The organism is Pseudomonas sp. ME-P-057, from assembly GCF_030208975.1.
GTDB lineage: Bacteria > Pseudomonadota > Gammaproteobacteria > Pseudomonadales > Pseudomonadaceae > Aquipseudomonas > Aquipseudomonas lutea.
In genome coordinates this window covers 59,097-76,826 of record NZ_JARVSX010000022.1, presented here as the reverse complement: position 1 = coordinate 76,826, position 17,730 = coordinate 59,097, and the positions used below count along the sequence as shown (strand labels likewise).

Annotated in this window: 18 protein-coding genes; 15 read left to right on the top strand and 3 right to left on the bottom strand. The window is 63.6% G+C overall.

The genetic code is table 11. The features are described from left to right. Positions 1 to 30 precede the first annotated feature (30 nt). The 15 genes from phnD to QRN48_RS12760 all read left to right on the top strand — a co-directional run bounded on the left by phnD (position 31) and on the right by QRN48_RS12760 (position 14,087). The gene (phnD, locus tag QRN48_RS12830) at positions 31 to 1,035 is read left to right on the top strand and encodes a phosphonate ABC transporter substrate-binding protein (RefSeq protein ID WP_285350954.1); all 1,005 of its coding nucleotides are present in this window, start codon (positions 31 to 33) and stop codon (positions 1,033 to 1,035) included. A gap of 95 nt (positions 1,036 to 1,130) precedes the next feature. Further along, entirely contained in the window at positions 1,131 to 1,919 is a 789-nt protein-coding gene (gene phnE / locus QRN48_RS12825) for a phosphonate ABC transporter, permease protein PhnE (RefSeq protein ID WP_037010404.1), read from the top strand. 126 nt (positions 1,920 to 2,045) lie between these two features. After that, complete coding sequence (phnF, locus tag QRN48_RS12820; protein WP_285351042.1) at positions 2,046 to 2,723, top strand: phosphonate metabolism transcriptional regulator PhnF; 678 nt, start codon at positions 2,046 to 2,048, stop codon at positions 2,721 to 2,723. Positions 2,724 to 2,737: 14 nt separating this feature from the next. Then, positions 2,738 to 3,217, top strand: a complete 480-nt coding sequence (gene phnG / locus QRN48_RS12815) for a phosphonate C-P lyase system protein PhnG (protein ID WP_052075088.1) — start codon at positions 2,738 to 2,740, stop codon at positions 3,215 to 3,217. Between the two features lie 26 nt (positions 3,218 to 3,243). After that, positions 3,244 to 3,876, top strand: a complete 633-nt coding sequence (gene phnH, locus QRN48_RS12810) for a phosphonate C-P lyase system protein PhnH (protein ID WP_285351039.1) — start codon at positions 3,244 to 3,246, stop codon at positions 3,874 to 3,876. Beyond that, positions 3,876 to 4,949 (top strand): carbon-phosphorus lyase complex subunit, encoded by a 1,074-nt coding sequence (locus tag QRN48_RS12805; protein ID WP_191943342.1) that lies wholly within the window; start codon positions 3,876 to 3,878, stop codon positions 4,947 to 4,949. Before phnH ends, QRN48_RS12805 begins: the two co-directional genes overlap by 1 nt. Further along, complete coding sequence (locus QRN48_RS12800; protein WP_052075086.1) at positions 4,946 to 5,845, top strand: alpha-D-ribose 1-methylphosphonate 5-phosphate C-P-lyase PhnJ; 900 nt, start codon at positions 4,946 to 4,948, stop codon at positions 5,843 to 5,845. The genes QRN48_RS12805 and QRN48_RS12800 overlap by 4 nt, the downstream gene beginning before the upstream one ends. Next, on the top strand, positions 5,842 to 6,672 hold the full coding sequence (gene phnK / locus QRN48_RS12795) for a phosphonate C-P lyase system protein PhnK (RefSeq protein ID WP_285350949.1): 831 nt from the start codon (positions 5,842 to 5,844) through the stop codon (positions 6,670 to 6,672). Before QRN48_RS12800 ends, phnK begins: the two co-directional genes overlap by 4 nt. A 22-nt stretch (positions 6,673 to 6,694) precedes the next feature. Then, entirely contained in the window at positions 6,695 to 7,453 is a 759-nt protein-coding gene (gene phnL / locus QRN48_RS12790) for a phosphonate C-P lyase system protein PhnL (protein ID WP_285350947.1), read from the top strand. Further along, on the top strand, positions 7,447 to 8,610 hold the full coding sequence (locus QRN48_RS12785; protein WP_285350945.1) for an alpha-D-ribose 1-methylphosphonate 5-triphosphate diphosphatase: 1,164 nt from the start codon (positions 7,447 to 7,449) through the stop codon (positions 8,608 to 8,610). Before phnL ends, QRN48_RS12785 begins: the two co-directional genes overlap by 7 nt. Then, positions 8,610 to 9,176 (top strand): phosphonate metabolism protein/1,5-bisphosphokinase (PRPP-forming) PhnN, encoded by a 567-nt coding sequence (gene phnN, locus QRN48_RS12780; protein ID WP_285350943.1) that lies wholly within the window; start codon positions 8,610 to 8,612, stop codon positions 9,174 to 9,176. The genes QRN48_RS12785 and phnN overlap by 1 nt, the downstream gene beginning before the upstream one ends. After that, positions 9,167 to 9,916, top strand: a complete 750-nt coding sequence (phnP, locus tag QRN48_RS12775) for a phosphonate metabolism protein PhnP (protein WP_285350941.1) — start codon at positions 9,167 to 9,169, stop codon at positions 9,914 to 9,916. Before phnN ends, phnP begins: the two co-directional genes overlap by 10 nt. Positions 9,917 to 10,054: 138 nt before the next feature. Continuing rightward, positions 10,055 to 12,061: a methyl-accepting chemotaxis protein gene (locus tag QRN48_RS12770; RefSeq protein ID WP_285350940.1), complete on the top strand. Its 2,007-nt coding sequence runs from the start codon at positions 10,055 to 10,057 to the stop codon at positions 12,059 to 12,061. Positions 12,062 to 12,771: 710 nt separating this feature from the next. Further along, positions 12,772 to 13,593, top strand: coding sequence for an alpha/beta fold hydrolase (locus tag QRN48_RS12765; protein ID WP_037010390.1), 822 nt, complete (start codon positions 12,772 to 12,774; stop codon positions 13,591 to 13,593). Between the two features lie 164 nt (positions 13,594 to 13,757). Further along, positions 13,758 to 14,087, top strand: a complete 330-nt coding sequence (locus QRN48_RS12760) for a thioredoxin family protein (protein ID WP_285350938.1) — start codon at positions 13,758 to 13,760, stop codon at positions 14,085 to 14,087. A 47-nt stretch (positions 14,088 to 14,134) separates the two neighbouring features. Here QRN48_RS12760 and moaA read toward each other — a convergent pair whose 3' ends face one another. From moaA to QRN48_RS12745, 3 genes are all read right to left on the bottom strand, one after another. After that, positions 14,135 to 15,133 (bottom strand): GTP 3',8-cyclase MoaA, encoded by a 999-nt coding sequence (gene moaA / locus QRN48_RS12755; RefSeq protein ID WP_037010387.1) that lies wholly within the window; start codon positions 15,131 to 15,133, stop codon positions 14,135 to 14,137. A gap of 76 nt (positions 15,134 to 15,209) precedes the next feature. Further along, entirely contained in the window at positions 15,210 to 16,037 is an 828-nt protein-coding gene (locus QRN48_RS12750; RefSeq protein ID WP_191943332.1) for a formate/nitrite transporter family protein, read from the bottom strand. Between the two features lie 306 nt (positions 16,038 to 16,343). After that, entirely contained in the window at positions 16,344 to 17,714 is a 1,371-nt protein-coding gene (locus QRN48_RS12745) for a cation:proton antiporter (protein ID WP_285350935.1), read from the bottom strand. Positions 17,715 to 17,730: the final 16 nt, after the last annotated feature.

Below are 17,730 nucleotides of genomic sequence, written 5' to 3'. Positions count from 1 at the left end.
CTCACCCCAACCCCGCTTCAGGAGTTCTCCATGTTGAACCGTATCGGGCGCGTGTTCGCGTCTGCCGCTGTGATTGCCGGTTGCCTGATGGGCACTGCGCAGGCAGACGACAACGTCATCAACTTCGGCATCATGTCCACCGAGTCGTCGCAAAACCTGAAAAGCGTCTGGCAGCCCTTCATCGACGACATGTCGAAAAAGACCGGGCTCAAGGTCAATGCCACTTTCGCCTCCGACTACGCCGGCCTGATTCAGGGCATGCGTTTCAACAAGGTGGACGTGGCCTGGCTGGGCAACAAGGCGGCCATGGAGGCGGTCGACCGTTCCGGCGGCGAAATCTTCGCTCAGACCGCTGCGGCCAACGGCGCGCCGGGTTACTGGAGCGTGATCATTGCGCGCAAGGACAGCCCGATCAATTCGGTCGAGGACATGCTCAAGCACTCCAAGGAACTGACCTTCGGCAACGGCGACCCGAACTCCACCTCGGGCTATCTGGTGCCGGGCTATTACGTCTTCGCCCAGAACCATGTCGATGCGGCCACCGCCTTCAAGCGCACGCTTAACTCCAGCCATGAAGTCAACGCACTGAGCGTGGCGAAAGGGCAGCTGGATGTCGCGACCTTCAACACCGAAAGCTGGGACCGCCTGGAAGTCACTCAGCCAGACAAAGCCGCGCTGCTCAAAGTGATCTGGAAATCGCCGCTGATCCCGGCCGACCCGATGGTCTGGCGCAAGGGCCTGTCGGACGCGGACAAGAACAAGATCCGCGACTTCTTCGCCAACTACGGCGACACGGATGAAGAAAAGGCCGTGTTGAAGAACATGCAGATGAGCAAGTTCCTCAAATCCTCGGACGACCAGTTGCTGACCATCCGCCAGCTTGAGCTCTTCAAGCAGAAAACCGAAACCACGGCCAGCACCACCCTCAGCGCCGATGAGAAGGCCACGCGCCTGAAAGACATCGACGCCGGTCTCGCCAAGCTGCAGGACCGCATCACCGAGCTGGAAAAACAAGGCACCGCCAAGGCGGGTTGATGCACCCGGCGCGCTGGCGCCTCACGACGCTGCCTCAAGCGTCACGGCTCAGCGCGCCCGGCATGACCGTTCACCCGTTCGCAACCGGACTTCTTATGACCACTCACGCTGCTTACCTGCAAACCGCCGGCAAACGGACCTGGCCGCAATACCTGGGCTGGGGCCTGTTCCTGGCGATGATGGCCTGGGCCTGGCACGGCGCCGAGATGAACCCGCTGGCGCTGTACCGCGACTCCGGGAACATGGCCACCTTTGCCGCCGACTTTTTCCCGCCGGACTTCCACGAATGGCGGGCCTATCTCAAGGAAATGATCGTCACCGTGCAGATCGCGCTGTGGGGCACGCTGCTGGCCATCGTCTGCTCGGTGCCGCTGGGCATTCTGTGTGCCGACAACATCACACCCTGGTGGATTCACCAGCCGCTGCGTCGGGTCATGGATGCCTTCCGTTCGATCAACGAAATGGTCTTCGCAATGTTGTTCGTGGTGGCCGTCGGGCTGGGGCCTTTCGCGGGCGTCCTCGCGCTGTGGATCAGCACCACCGGCGTGCTGGCCAAGCTGTTCGCCGAAGCGGTGGAAGCGATTGACCCCGGCCCGGTCGAGGGCGTGCGTGCCACGGGCGCCAGTGCCCTGCAGGAAGTGATCTTCGGGGTCATCCCGCAAGTCATGCCGCTGTGGATCTCCTATGCGCTGTACCGCTTCGAATCCAACGTGCGCTCGGCGACGGTGGTGGGAATGGTCGGTGCCGGCGGGATCGGCGTGATCCTCTGGGAAAACATCCGGGCGTTCCAGTTCACCCAGACCTGCTCGGTGTTGCTGGTGATCATCGTGGTGGTCAGCGTCATCGACATCTTCTCCCAGCGCCTGCGCAAGCAGTTCATCTAACGACCACGACAGGAGAGGGTGCGAACCCTTTTTTTAGCCATGCAGTTGTCTAGACAAACCGAAGTCCTGCTTCACCCCGCTGCGCCGCTGGCAGCCTCTAGCCGCCAGCCCGCGCAGCGCGAACCGATGTACCTCGAACTGGCGCACACCCTGCGCAGCGAACTCAACCGCTACAGCGCCGGGGACTACCTGCCCGCCGAGGTGCAGCTGGCCGCACGCTTTGAGGTCAATCGTCACACGTTGCGCCGTGCCGTCGACGAACTGGTGCGTGAAGGCAGCCTGCTGCGCCGCCAGGGCAAAGGCACGCAGGTGCTGGGGCGGCCGCTGGTCTACCCGGTTGCCGCCGGCAGCGCCTACAGCGAATCGCTGTCGGCATTGGGTCATGGCGTCGAGGCGGTGTTGCTGCAGCGTCGGCACTGCACCGCCACCGCGGAGGAGGCCGAGCATCTGGGCCTGCCTCTCAACGCGCCACTCATAGAACTGCAGACCCTGCGCCGCCTCGACGGCCAGCCGGTTTGCCTGATTCGCCATCGTTATTGCGCCACTCGCGCGCCGTTGATTGCCGACTACACCAGCGGTTCGGTGCGCCAGTTCCTGGCCGAGCGGCAGCTGCCATTGACCCGGACGTTCAGCCTGATCGGTGCGCGCTTGCCCAGTCGCGAAGAAGCCAGCGTGCTGTTGATGCCGCGCCATCTGCCTGCGCTGACGGTGCTCACCCTTTCCCATGACGCAGTTGGAAACGCGGTGGAGATTGCCCATTCCACCAGCCGTTCCGACCGCTTCCAGTATCAGATCGTCACCTGATGGAGATGCCCTCGATGACTGCCACACCTGCCCATGACACACCCGATGCTCCAGCGTCTGACCAGGCTGCCCGCCAGCACTGGATTGGCGTGCTCGCGCGCAGCCGTCGCGCCGAACTGCTGCCCCACGAAGCTGCGCTGCGCGACGCCGATTACCAACTGATCCGCGCGCCGGAAATCGGCATGGCCCTGGTGCGAGGCCGCATGGGCGGCAGCGGCGCGCCGTTCAACGTCGGCGAAATGACCGTGACACGTTGCGTGGTGCGCCTGGCCGATGGCCGTACCGGCTTCAGTTACCTGGCCGGCCGCGACAAGGCCCACGCCGAGCTCGCCGCTCTGGCCGACGCGCATTTGCAGGGCGCACGCCGGGCGCACTGGATCAGTGACCTGATTGACCCGCTGGCCCGGGCGCAAGACCTGCGCCGGGCTCAACAACACGCCGAAACCGCTGCGACCAAAGTGGACTTCTTCACCCTGGTCAGAGGAGAAAACTGATGAGCACCTCTCTCGCAACTCAATCCTTGCCTGCATCGCTGTTGCAGCCCGCGTTCGCCGATCCGGTGCTGGACGCCCAGCGCAGCTTTCGCGCCGCGCTCAAGGCCCTGGCCGGTCCCGGTGTGGCCCAGAGTCTGCTCGCCACCCAGACCCCGCCGCACCTGGAGGGTCTCGCCGCCGCCAGCCACGCCTTGTGCCTGGCGTTGCTGGACGTCGACACGCCGCTGTGGCTTGCCCCGACTTTCGACACTCAGGCGATTCGCGCCAACCTGACGTTCCATTGCGGCTGTCCGATTGTCAGCGACCGGCAAAACGCACGCTTCGCCTTGCTTGATGACAGCCAGCTGCATGACCTCAGCGGCTTCGACCTTGGCAACGACCGCTACCCGGACCAGTCCTGCACGCTGCTGGTTCAGCTGCCGAGCCTGCAGGGCGGTACCCAGCTGGCCTGGCAAGGCCCGGGCATCGAAACCCGAAACCACGTCAGCCTGCCGCTGCAGGAAGCGTTCTGGCGCGAGCGCGAAGCCCGCAACGACTTCCCCCGTGGCATCGACGTGTTCTTCGTCGCCGGCAGCGAACTGCTGGGCCTGCCGCGCAGCACCCAGGTGCTGCTCAAGTCGCAGCCCGCCAATCTCCAACCGTCGAGAGGAGCTGCCTGATGTACGTTGCCGTCAAGGGTGGCGAACAGGCCATCGACAATGCTCACGCGCTGCTGGCCAGGAAGCGTCGGGGCGATACCGCCGTCGCCGAACTCGGCGTAGAGCAGATCCGTCAGCAACTGCCCCTGGCCGTGGCCCGGGTGATGACAGAAGGCTCGCTGTACGACGCCGAACTGGCAGCCCTGGCGATCAAGCAATCGGCGGGCGATCTGGTTGAAGCGATCTTTCTGCTACGCGCTTACCGCACCACGCTGCCGCGCTTCAGTGCCAGTCTGCCGATCGACACCGCGAGCATGCAGCTCAACCGGCGTCTGTCGGCCACGTTCAAGGACGTGCCGGGCGGGCAGTTGCTGGGGCCGACGTTTGACTACACCCACCGCCTGCTGGATTTCACCCTGCTGGCCGAGGGTGAGTTTCCCGGCCCCCAAGTGCAGGCCGGGGCGACCGTGCAGGCGTGTCCACGGGTCTCCGGGCTGCTCGCCAAAGAGGGGCTGATCAAGGAGGAAACCGACACCGGTGCGCCGGTGGCGGACATCACCCGCGAGCCACTGGAATACCCGGCCAGCCGCGCCGAGCGACTGCAAGCGCTGGCCCGCGGTGACGAGGGCTTTTTACTGGCGCTGGGCTATTCGACCCAACGTGGCTACGGGCGCAACCACCCGTTTGCCGGCGAGATTCGAGTGGGCGACGTCGACGTCTGGATCGAGCCGGAAGAGCTGGGCTTCGCAATCTGCATCGGCGCCATCGAAGTGACCGAGTGCGAAATGGTCAACCAGTTCGTCGGCTCTGCCACCGAGCTGCCGCAGTTCACTCGCGGCTATGGCCTGGCCTTCGGTCACGCCGAGCGCAAGGCCATGGGCATGGCGCTGGTGGACCGCTCACTGCGCGCCGATGAATACAGCGAAGAAATCGTCTCGCCCGCGCAGCAGGAGGAATTTGTCCTGGCGCACTGCGACAACGTCGAAGCCGCCGGTTTCGTCTCCCACCTCAAGCTGCCGCACTACGTCGACTTCCAGGCCGAACTGGAACTGATCCGCAAACTGCGCACGCCCTCCAAGGAGCAGGCCCAATGAACGCCGCCACGCAACCTCGGCCGCACCCGCAGCCACAACCCCAGCTGCCGCGCGACGAGGCTTACAACTTTGCGTATCTGGACGAGCAGACCAAACGCATGATCCGGCGCGGCCTGCTCAAGGCGGTGGCGATTCCCGGTTATCAGGTGCCGTTCGGTGGTCGCGAGATGCCGCTGCCGTATGGCTGGGGCACCGGCGGCATGCAACTGACCGCCGCGATTCTGGGCGCCGAAGACGTACTCAAAGTGATTGATCAGGGCGCCGATGACACCACCAACGCCGTGTCGATCCGGCGTTTCTTCGCCCGCACCGCCGGCGTCGCCACCACCGAGCGAACCCCCGAAGCGACGATCATCCAGACCCGTCACCGGATACCGGAAACGCCGCTGCACGCCGATCAGATCATGGTCTATCAGGTGCCCATTCCCGAGCCGCTGCGTTTCATCGAGCCCTCGGAAACCGAGACCCGGACCATGCACGCGCTGAATGATTACGGGGTCATGCACGTCAAGCTCTACGAAGACATCGCCACCTTCGGCCACATCGCCACCGCCTATGCCTACCCGGTGACCGTGGACGAGCGCTACGTCATGGACCCATCGCCAATCCCCAAATTCGACAACCCCAAGCTGAACATGAGCCCGGCGTTGATGCTGTTCGGCGCGGGTCGCGAGAAGCGCCTGTATGCCGTGCCGCCGTTCACCCGCGTCACCAGCCTGGACTTCGAGGACCACCCCTTCGAAGTGCAGCAATGGGCGCACAACTGCGCCATCTGCGGTAGCCGCGAGTCATTCCTCGACGAGCTGATCCTCGACGATCAGGGCACCCAGAGCTTCGTCTGCTCGGACACCGATTACTGCGCACAACGCGTCAGTCAGGGGAGGGCCGCACAATGAACGTTGCTCAACAGATCGACCGTGACGTCGTCAGCGATCGCACCCAGCCGCTGCTCAAAGTGCGCGGCCTGACCAAACTGTACGGGCCGGAGAAAGGCTGTCAGGACGTCAGCTTCGAGCTGTACCCCGGTGAGGTGCTGGGCATCGTCGGTGAGTCGGGCTCGGGTAAGTCGACCCTGCTGTCGTTGCTCAGTGGCCGCTGCCCGCCGGACAGCGGCGTCATCGACTACCGCCGCGCCGACGGCCACAAACACGCCGGTGAGTGGCTGGATCTGTACAGCGCCAGCGAGGCCGAGCGGCGCACCCTGCTGCGCACCGAATGGGGGTTCGTCGAGCAGAACCCCCGGGACGGCCTGCGCATGGCGGTGTCGGCCGGCGCCAACATCGGTGAGCGCTTGATGGCCCAGGGCGTGCGCAATTATCAGGCGCTGCGCGCGGCGGGGCTGGACTGGCTGAATCAGGTGGAGATCGATCCGGCGCGCATCGACGATTTGCCACGGACATTCTCCGGCGGCATGCAGCAGCGCTTGCAGATTGCTCGAAACCTGGTGTCCGGCCCACGACTGGTGTTCATGGACGAGCCCACCGGCGGCCTCGATGTGTCGGTGCAGGCGCGCTTGCTCGACCTGATGCGCGGGCTGGTGCGCGAGCTCGACCTGGCAGTGGTGCTCGTGACCCACGACCTGGCCGTGGCGCGCCTGCTCGCCGATCGCCTGATGGTCATGCGCCGTTCCCGCGTGGTGGAGACCGGCCTGACCGATCAGATCCTCGACGATCCGCAACACCCGTACTCGCAGCTGCTGGTGTCTTCGGTGCTGCAGCCATGATCCGACTTCCGGGGTGCTTTCAATGAACACGCTGATCGAGGTCCGTGACCTCTCGAAAACTTTCACCCTGCATCAGCAGAGCGGTGTCGTCCTCAACGTGCTGGATGGCCTTGATTTCGCCGTCAGTGCCGGCGAATGCCTGGTCCTGCACGGCCATTCCGGGGCAGGCAAAAGCACGTTGCTGCGCACGCTGTACGGCAACTATCTCCCCGCAGGCGGAAGTATTCGCGTGCAGCATCAGGGCGAGTGGCTGGAACTGGTCGGTGCCACCCCGCGCCAGGTATTGCAGGTGCGCCAGCAGACCCTGGGCTACGTCAGCCAGTTTTTGCGGGTCATCCCGCGCGTCGCGACGCTGGACGTGGTGATGGAGCCAGCGCTGGCCCGGGGCTGGACCCGGCAAGACGCCCAGGCGCGGGCCGAGCATCTGCTCGCTCGCCTGAACATTCCCCAGCGTTTGTGGCAACTGGCGCCGGGGACGTTCTCCGGCGGGGAGCAGCAGCGCGTCAACATCGCGCGCGGTTTTATGGTGCCGTGGCCGGTGATGCTGCTCGACGAACCAACGGCCTCGCTGGACGACGATAATCGTCAGGTAGTGCTTGAACTGATCAATGAAGCCAAACACGCAGGCGCTGCGGTGATTGGCATCTTCCATGACCGCGTCGCCCGTGAAGCCGTCTGCGACCGGCATCTGGACATGACACCGTCTGCGCTCGATTCAGCTGCCAATCCGGCACGCGCGACCACCGAAACTTCGGCGCTGAAGGAGGCCGCACAATGCTGAACGAACAGATCCTGACCAACGCCAGTGTGGTTTCTGCCCAGGGCGTGTTCCTCGGCACCGTGGTGCTGCGTAACGGCCTGATCAGCGAGGTCGACGACCGCGTCAGCCACTTGCCCCAGGCGCAGAACCTCAACGGCGACTACCTGTTGCCAGGGTTGGTGGAGCTGCACACCGACAACCTGGAAAAACACCTCAGCCCGCGGCCCGGTGTGGACTGGCCGTCGGCCTCGGCGGTGATGAGCCACGATGCGCAAATCATCGCGGCTGGCATCACCACGGTCTTCGACGCGCTGTCCATCGGCGACGTCAACCCCAAGGGCAAGCGCATGCAGCAACTGCCGGGCATGGTCGAGGCGATTGCCCAGGCAAACGCCGCCAACATGACCCGCGCCGAGCACCGTCTGCACCTGCGCTGCGAAGTGTGTCATCCCGATACCTTGAGCGTGTTCCGCGACCTGGTGGAGCAACCGCTGGTACAGCTCGTCTCGACCATGGACCACTCGCCGGGCCAGCGCCAGTTCGCCCTTGAGTCCAAATACCGTGAGTACTACATGGGCAAGTACCACTTGAGCAGCGAGCAGATGGACGCGTTCATCGTCGAGCAGGTGGCCAATTCGAAAACCTACAGCGACCGATACCGCCGCGCCATTGTCGATATCTGTCTGGAGCGTGGCTTGTCGGTGGCCAGCCATGATGACGCGACTCTGGCCCACGTGGAGGAATCGGCGGCGTACGGCATGACCATCGCCGAGTTTCCGACCACACTGGAAGCCGCGCAGGGCTGCCGTCGTCTGGGCATGAGCGTGCTGATGGGCGCGCCGAATATCGTGCGCGGCGGCTCGCACTCGGGGAACATCGCAGCGGCGAGATTGGCCGAAGAAGGGCTACTGGATATCCTCTCCAGCGATTACTATCCGGCCAGTCTGTTGCAGGCGGCGTTCACGTTGGGTGCGCAGCTGGAAGCGGCAGGCGGATCGACAGGCGCGGGACTGGCACGCGCGGTCAGCACGGTCAGCCTCGCGCCAGCGCGTTCGGCGGGCTTGTACGATCGCGGCGAGATTCGGGTAGGCCTGCGGGCTGACTTGATCCACGCCCAGGCGGTGGGCACGCTGCCGATCATTGAGCAGGTATGGCGACAAGCGAAGAGGGTGTTTTGATGACGGGCAGGTTGATCTATCTCATCGGGCCTTCGGGCTCGGGCAAGGACAGCCTGCTGGACGCTGCCCGCGAGGCATTGGCCGCGCGGGGCTGCCGAATCGTGCGGCGGGTCATCACACGCTCGGCCGAGGCCACCGGCGAGGCGGCTCAGGCCGTCAGCGTCGAGCGCTTTGAAGCCCTGCAGGCCGAAGGCGCCTTTGCGCTGGACTGGTTCGCCAACGGCCTGCATTACGGCATCCCGATAGAGATCGATCAGTGGCTGGCGGAAGGTCAGGACGTGCTGATCAACGGCTCGCGCGGCCACCTGCCTCAGGCGCGCGCGCGTTACCCGCACATGAGCGTAGTGCTGCTGACGGTTGATCAAGCCGTGCTGCGCGAACGTTTGCAACGCCGGGCGCGGGAGTCGGCCGAAGACATCGAGACGCGACTGGCGCGCAATGCGCAGTTCACCCAAGGCCTGCTCGCCGATGACCCGGAATTAATCGTGCTCGACAACTCGGGGCCCCTTGAGCAAACGGTCGGCAGGCTCATGCAACACCTGGAGCGCGCCGACGCATGCGCCTGACCTTGCTGGGCACAGGAGATGCGCGGCAAGTCCCGGTTTACGGGTGTGACTGCGCCGCCTGCCACGCGGCCCGTCACGATGAGCGACTGCGCCGGCGCCCCTGCTGTGCGCTGGTCGAAGTGGGCGAACAACGCTGGTTGATCGACAGCGGCCTGACCGACCTCACCGAACGTTTCCCACCGCGCAGCCTCAGCGGCATTTTGCAAACCCACTACCACGCCGACCACGCCCAGGGCCTGCTGCACCTGCGCTGGGGGCAAGGCCTGGTTATTCCGGTCCACGGCCCGGCGGACCCGGAAGGGCTGGCGGACCTGTACAAACACCCGGGCATTCTGGATTTCAGCCGACCCTTCATGCCATTCGAAAGCCGCGGGCTGGGCGACCTCCAGGTCACGGCACTGCCGCTGCTGCATTCCAGGCCAACCCTGGGTTACTTGCTGGAAGGCGGTGGACGGCGCATCGCCTACCTCACCGACACCGTCGGCTTGCCCCACGATACGCAAACCTTCCTGCAGCGCGAAGCGCTTGACGTGCTGATTCTGGATTGCTCGATGCCGCCCCAACCGCACGCACCGCGCAACCACAATGACCTGACCCTCGCGCTCAAAACCATTGACGAGCTCAAGCCTGGACAAGCAGTGCTGACCCATGTCGGGCATACCCTGGATGCCTGGCTAATGGAGCATGCCGAGGATTTGCCCGAACACGTTCGGGTGGCGCGGGACGCAATGAAGGTCTGAACGGGGCTGGCAGGCGAGGTTTGGTGAGTCGTCCTGTTACCACCTGTCGCTCTGGTCGCTTAAACCTCGGTGCGGCTTCAACTTTTGCCTGTGATGGCCGTTGCAAATGTAGCCCTACATTTTCTTCGGAGTTTGACCATGTCTTTGATTCCCTGCCGTATCGCTGGACGAATGACCCTGGGAATCCTGACGTTGCTGGTGCTCACGGCCGTGGCGATTTTCGCGGTCATGACTCTGGGCGGCAAACCCCAGTTGGTGGCCGCCGGCACCGAGTCGGCAGAGCAGTCAGCCAGTGCCATTACCCGTCAGTTGGCGCTGCCGTTGAGCCGCATCGAAGGCACGGCTGCTGCCATGGCGCTGCTGGCAGAGTCTTTGCCCCGCGACGAAGCCCTGTACATGAGCAATTTCCCCGGACTGATCGACAGTCAGGGGGATGCCGCGATCGCCGGTGGCGGCGTGTGGCCGGAGCCCAACGCCTTCGCCGCAGGCACCGAGCGCCGCAGTTTTTTCTGGTCACGGGACGCCGGCAATCGATTGGGCTTTTCAGACGAATACAACCAGGTCAAGACACCGCCGTATCAGGCTGAGTCTTGGTACACCGGGGCCAAATCCGCGCCGGCGGGTCGTTGCGTGTGGTCCGATGCCTATCAGGATCCGGTCAGCGGCGTGGCAATGACCACCTGCAGCGTCCCTTATCGGGCGCAGGGCGCCTTCGCCGGTGTCGCGACCATCGACCTCAAGCTTGACGGTCTGGCCGCCTTCCTCAAAGAGAAAGGCGGCGTGACAGACGGCTACGCATTCGCGGTCGATCCTTCAGGGAACCTGCTGTATTTCCCCGACGCGAAAGGCACCAAGGGCCTGTTGACCGTTAGCGGGCTGAGCCAGGAACACGCCTGGTTCAAGCCGGTGGCTGATCAGCTCGCCAATAACACCTCAGCACTGTCGACCCTGAGAATCGAGCACGATGGTCGGCTTGACGGTCCGGCGTACGTCACGCTGGCGACCATGGCTGGCACGGGCTGGCGCATTGGCTTGGTGACGCCGGAAGCCCGCGTCGTCGGCCTGGCCAACCGCCTCACCGGACAGATTCTGTTGTTCCTGCTGCCGCTGCTTGGCGTGCTGCTGGGTCTGGCCTGGCTGGCCGGCAAACGGCTGCTGGCGCAACTGGAGGAAACCACTGCACAGATCTCGAGTCTGGGGCAGGGCGGTCAGACCGACACCCAGCTGGCGATTTTGCGCGCCGACGAGATCGGCGCGCTGCGTGAGTCGGTCAATCAATACGCCGGCTCGCTGCGCAACATGCTGCATCGCATCGCCGAGGAATCGCTGTCCCTGGAGCGCCAGGCCAACGAACTGGCGCAGCTGTCCCAAGGCGTGGCCGAGCGGGCCGAATCCCAGCGTCAAGACAACACCTTGCTGGCGACGGCGATCACCGAGATGTCGGCCAGTGCGAACGAAGTTGCCCAGAACACCACGGACTGCTCCGACACCGCCCGCCGTTCCCTGGGCGACGCCCAAAAAAGCCAGGATCAGGTCAACCACAACAGCCAGTCCATCGAGGTGCTGGCGACGGACATTGCCGGGGCGGCCGGCGCCATCACCCAGCTGGGCGATGACATCGAGCGCGTGGGCAGCGTCCTGGAGGTGATCAAATCGATTTCCCAACAGACCAACCTGCTGGCCCTGAACGCGGCGATCGAAGCGGCGCGCGCAGGCGAGCAGGGCCGCGGTTTTGCAGTCGTGGCTGACGAGGTGCGTACCCTCGCCGGGCGAACCCAGGCGTCGGCGAACGAGATTCAGGAGATGATCTCGCAATTGCGTCAGGCCTCCACCGCGGCCGTCTCGACCATGCAAAGCGGTGCCACCCGCACCCGTGAGTCGGTGCAGCAAGCCGTCAGCGTCGCCGCCACACTGGGCACCACCGTGTTCAGCTTCGACGACATCGTCCAGCGCGCTCATCAGATTGCCGTCGCCGCCCAGGAGCAAAGCCATGTCACCCACGAAATCAACGAACTGGCGGTGCGCATCCACGCCTCCAGCGAACAAGGCGCCAGGGACGCCGGCACCTTGCGCGAACTGGGCAAAGGCATGCAGTCCATCTCCGGTCGTCTGGGGGCATTGAGCCGGGGTGGCAATCAGGCCTGAAGCACTTGGTGCGCTGCCCAGGCTGGGCGTGAGCACGACCAGACCTTCAGCGTCCGAAACGCCGTCTTCGTGAGCCAGCTCACTCCCACGTTGATGGTGTCTGCCCCGAAATTGATGGCGCCCACACCGGCCTCTTCCCGGCTAAAGCCGGTCCCACTAGCAGCACCGCGTACACCCTGTGGGACCGGCTTTAGCCGGGAAGCTTTGGCTCTGCTTTTGCTCCGCATTTGCTCCGCACTTGCTCTGCTGTTGTTCTGCTGTTGTTCTGCTGTTGCTGTGCTTCTGCTCTTCATCCGCAAAAATTCCAGACACCGCAAAACGCGACTTGGGTGCAGGCTGAACGCAGGTTTTGCGCAGTGGGTCGAGCCGCATGGATGCGGCGAGAGCGCCGTCAGGACATGGATGTCCGTTCGGCGCGGGCCCACGGAGCAAGACCGGAGTGAAGGAACCCCGACGAAGGAGGGGCCAAACCAGGAGCACAAGCCCTTGGTTACTTGGGGCTCTATCAAGTAACTCGCCGAAGGCGAAACCCGAGGCCGTTAGGCCGAACCGCTTTTGACCTTGATCTAGCTGTAGATATTGATCTAGCTGTAGATCTTGATTTGCCTCAGACCCTGCCATACGCAAACAAGCACATATCAGCAATCCAGCATCTGAATCACCGACTACGCTCAACCTTCCCCCAAACCCCCTCTTGAGGATTGCGCCCCATGTCCACCCTGACCCTGAAAGACGGCACCGAACTCTTCTACAAAGACTGGGGCACCGGCCAGCCGATCGTCTTCTCCCATGGCTGGCCGCTCGACGGCGACGCATGGGATGCGCAAATGCTCTTCCTCGGCCAGAAAGGCTACCGCGTCATCGCCCACGACCGCCGCGGCCACGGTCGCTCCGGCCAGACCTGGGAAGGCAACGACATGGACACCTATGCCGACGACCTCGCCGAACTGTTTGAAGCGCTGGACCTCAACGACGCCATCATGATCGGCCACTCCACTGGCGGCGGCGAAGTCGCCCGCTACATCGGCCGCCATGGCACTGCCCGCGTCGCCAAAGCCGTGCTGATTGGCGCCGTACCGCCGATCATGCTGAAAACCGCGGCCAACCCCGAAGGCCTGCCGATGGACGTCTTCGACGGCATCCGCGCCGGCTTCACCGCTGACCGCTCGCAATTCTTCAAAGACCTCGCCGTTCCGTTCTTCGGCTTCAACCGCGACGGTGCGAAAACCTCACAGGGCGCCATCGACTCGTTCTGGTCCATCGGCATGCTCGGCAGCGTCAAGGGCGAGTTCGACTGCATCAAGGCCTTCTCGGAAACCGACTTCACCGAAGACCTGAAAAAAATCGATGTGCCGACCCTGATCCTGCATGGCGACGACGACCAGATCGTGCCGATTGCCGCGTCTGGCTACAAGAGCCACGAGTTGGTCAAAGGCTCGACCCTGCACGTCGTCAAAGGCGGCTCCCACGGCATGTGCACTGTGCAGCATGAAGAGATCAACGAAATCCTGCTGGGCTTCATCCAGGGCTGACCCGCTTGTAAGGGCGTGTGCCGACGGTTTCGGTAACCGTCGGCACACCGATGCCTGGCCAACCAGGATGCTGGCCTGCAAACTCACGCGTGCTGGCGATACCCATCGGCAACACGCGTCGCTAGACTGACAACATCGTCCTGGCAGAGAGAGAGAGCACCGCCATGCCCACCGAACCTTATCTCCCCGAAACCCTGTCGCGCGCCGAACTGGATGCCATGCCCGGTTGCGTCGTGGTCGACTTCGGTACCAACGGGTGCGGGCACTGCGCCGCGGCGCAGCCGTTGATCGAGAAGGTCGTCGCCGATTACCCGCAGGTGCGCCACATCAAGATCGAAGATGGCAGCGGTCGCAAATTGGGGCGTTCGTTCAAAGTGAAGCTGTGGCCGACGCTGGTGTTGATGCGTGACGGGCAGGAAGTGTTGAGATTGGTCAGGCCCACTCGCGGAAGCGACCTTGAAGAAGCGTTCGAAACCCTGGTACAGGAAGGCTAGGGCGCGACGGCTCAGCTGCGCCTGAGCGGGGGAGCTTCAGGAAGCCCTCAGCCCCCGGTCATGTTCATGAAGCGCACCACTTGCACATCGTCGTTGAGCTCGAAGTTGTGCTTCCAGGGCTTGAGCTGCATGGCGTTAACGATGGCGTTTTCCAGCTTCTCCGGTTGGCCGGGGTTGGCCCGCAGCACGGCTTTGAGATCCGCCGAGTGTTCGTTGCCCAGGCACAACAACAGGCGACCCTCGACCGTGACGCGCACTCGATTACAGGTTGCGCAGAAGTTGTGGCTGTGGGGCGAGATAAAGCCGATGCGGATATTCGGCGCCTCGGCCACACGCCAGTAGCGCGATGGCCCGGAAGTCGATTCGGTGGAGTGCACCAGGGTGTAGCGCTCGGCGATACGCTCGCGCACCTGCTCACTGGAGAAGAACGACTCGGCGCGGCTGTGCTCGCTTATAACCCCCAGCGGCATTTCTTCGATGAAGGTGATGTCGACGCCGCGATCAATCGCGAACGCCACCAGGTCGTTGATCTCGTGGTCGTTACGGCCCTGCATCACCACGCAGTTCAGTTTGGTGCGCTGAAAGCCTGCCGCGTTGGCGGCGTCGATCCCGGCAATGACCTTGCTCAGGTCACCGGTGCGGGTCAGTTCCTTGAAACGCGCAGGGTCGAGGCTGTCCAGGCTGATGTTCAGGCGCTTGAGGCCGGCTTCGAACAATGGCACTGCCAGCTTGTCGAGTTGCGAGCCGTTGGTGGTCATGCACAGCTCGCGCAGGCCGGGCAGGGCGGCGATGCTGCGGCACAATCCGACGATACCGGAACGCACCAGCGGCTCACCGCCGGTGAGGCGAATCTTTTTGGTGCCCAGCGCAACGAAGCGCTCGGCCACTTGATGGATTTCTTCGAGAGAGAGGATCTGCTGACGCGGCAGGAAGGTCATTTCCTCGGCCATGCAATACACGCAGCGGAAATCACAGCGATCAGTGACCGACAGGCGGACGTAATCAACCTTGCGTGAATAGCTGTCCATCAGGACTCGATCTGACATTACTTCCTCTCGACAGCGTGTTGCGTGGCAGAAACAGCGCGCGAGCCATCTGCATAGACGGCCCGCGAGTACGGCGTTAAATCTTCCCGGCAGCCTGTGGTTCGATGACCGCCGCCTGGGCGCCGGTGGCCGAAGCCTGAATGGCTTTGGAATAGGACACGTAATACGCGAGCCCGACGAAAATTGCACCCCCCACGGCATTGCCCAGGAACACCGCGACGAAGTTCTCGACGAAATCGGTCCAGCTCAGGGCATCGGCAAAAATCGCCGCCGGGATCACGAACATGTTGGCTACCACGTGCTGAAAGCCGATGGCGACGAAGGCCATGATCGGGAACCACATGCCAAGGATCTTGCCGGTGACGTCCTTGCTCGCATATGACAACCAGACCGCCAGACACACCAGCCAGTTGCAGCCAATGCCGGAAATAAAGGCCTGCGAAAAGTCAGCGCTGGCCTTGGCCTTGGCGATGGCCAGGGTCTTCGCCAGATACGCGCCTTCGGTCAGGCCCAGGACGTGACCAAAGAAATAAGCGACGAACAGCGCGCCGAGCAGGTTGGCCAACGTCACCAGCGCCCAGTTGCGGACCACCGCCGACAAGGGGATGCGCCCGGCGAACATAGCGGTGGGCAGGCTCATCATATTGCCGGTCAGCAGCTCGCCACCGGCCAGAATGACCAGAATCAGGCCAATCGGGAATACGGCAGCGCCCAGCAGGTTACCCAGCGAGGCCCATTGCGTCGGGATCATGGTACTGACGTGGATGTCCAGCAAAAAGCCCAGGGCGATGAACGCGCCAGCCAGAAAACCCAGCACCAGAATCGCCGGAGTGGCCATGTGAGACTTCTTCACGCCGGCTTCGATGGTGATCTCGGCGATCTGCTGGGGAGTATTGATGGACATAGGCTTCCGGGCTCGCACGCAATGAACGGCGTCGCGACTGTCTGAGCCAGCGACGCGGTAATGAAGGAGGGGTTCAAGCATCCAGTCTTGTTGCGCGAAGGTGTCAGCCGACACGGCGCCGATCGCCGATGAGCGCCCCGCTGCGACGTTAAACCGCAGGGCAGAAGACGCCCAAAAGACCCGATCAATTAGTGAGCACGCTACCGATCGGGGTCTATAGCGTCCAATCGCTTGTTCTGATGGCTTCATCGACACTGTCTATCACGCGGCTTTGGCAGCTGAAGCGGATGAGATTTTGAAACGCAGTCAGTCCGCCCGGTCGGTCTTTTCAGCTTCTGCGTCACCGGCGATGCTGCGCTCGTACCACTCCAGCAGCGGCTGAATGCTGATGCCGTGTACCAGAATACTCAGCGCCACCACTGAGAGCGTCAGACTGATGGTGGTGTGTACCGCTTCGGCCGGCAAGCCGTGGGTGAGCGCGTAGCACAGGTAATACAGGGTGCCGATGCCGCGAATGCCGAACCAGCCGACCAGTGCCTTCTGGGGCCGGGTCAGCAGGCGTCCGCTGATCATCAGCCACACGCTCAGCGGTCTGATGATGCAGAACAATGCCAGACCCAACCCGACAGCGCGCCAGTCCCAGTAGGTAGCGAGCGCGGCGCCCAGCAGCGTGATCAGCAACACTTCCATGGCGCGCTCGACCAGGCTGCCGAAGACCATCATGTCACCCATCATTACCCCGGCCGCCAGCTGGCTGTCCGACAGCGATTCGCGATCGCCCATGATGGCCGACTCAGGATCGCTGTGGGTGTGGCCCAGCACCGGAATCGCCACGTGCTCGGCCGGGACCTCTGACTGCGTGGTCTTGACCTCGGCATGGCGCAAGCCGATGCCGGCCGCGAACACCGCCAGAAACCCGTAGGCGCCAAGGCCTTCGGCGGTCACGTAGGCGATGGCGATCAGCGCGAGGGCAAGGAAGTCATTGGGCGACTGGGTACTGTCGGCGTTCTTGATGCGCAGGTAGATCATCAAGTGGCCGACGCCGCGGCCGAGTCCATAGCCGAGCAGCAATCCGAGCGGCACGCCCCAGATGATGTTCTTCAGCAGCCAGGCCTGGGTCCAGTTGAAATCCGAGAAGCCATGGGTGATGAACATCAAGGCGAAGATCACGAACGGAAACGCCGTGCCATCGTTGAGCCCGGCCTCGCCGGACAGGCCGAAGCGCACCCGGTCCAGGTCCTGGGCGCTGTTGACCTGTACCAGCCCTGCCAGCACCGGGTCGGTGGGCGAAAGCATTGCGCCGAGTAACAGCGAGATCGGCCATGACAGCTCAAGCCAGTAGTGCGCGACCAGACTGACGCCGGCAATGGTCGCCAGCATCACTGGCCCGGCCAGCAGATACGCTGAATACCAGGCGCCCCGGTGCAGCGGCAGGCGCAGCTTGATGCCGGTGTTGAACAGTGAAAACAACACGGCAATTTCAGTCAGCCGTTCAAGCCAGTGGCGCGCGTCGCGCACATCCAGCTGCGCGATGTCCAGGCCCCACGGGCCAATCGCCGCGCCAAACGCCAGACACACCGCCGAGGTGGTCACCGGCAGCCAGCGCAGGTAGGAAGAAGTCAGTGCCAGCAGCATCAGCAGGACACCGAAGACGGTCGTGCAAAGAATGAAACTCATCCGGATTCGTCATCAG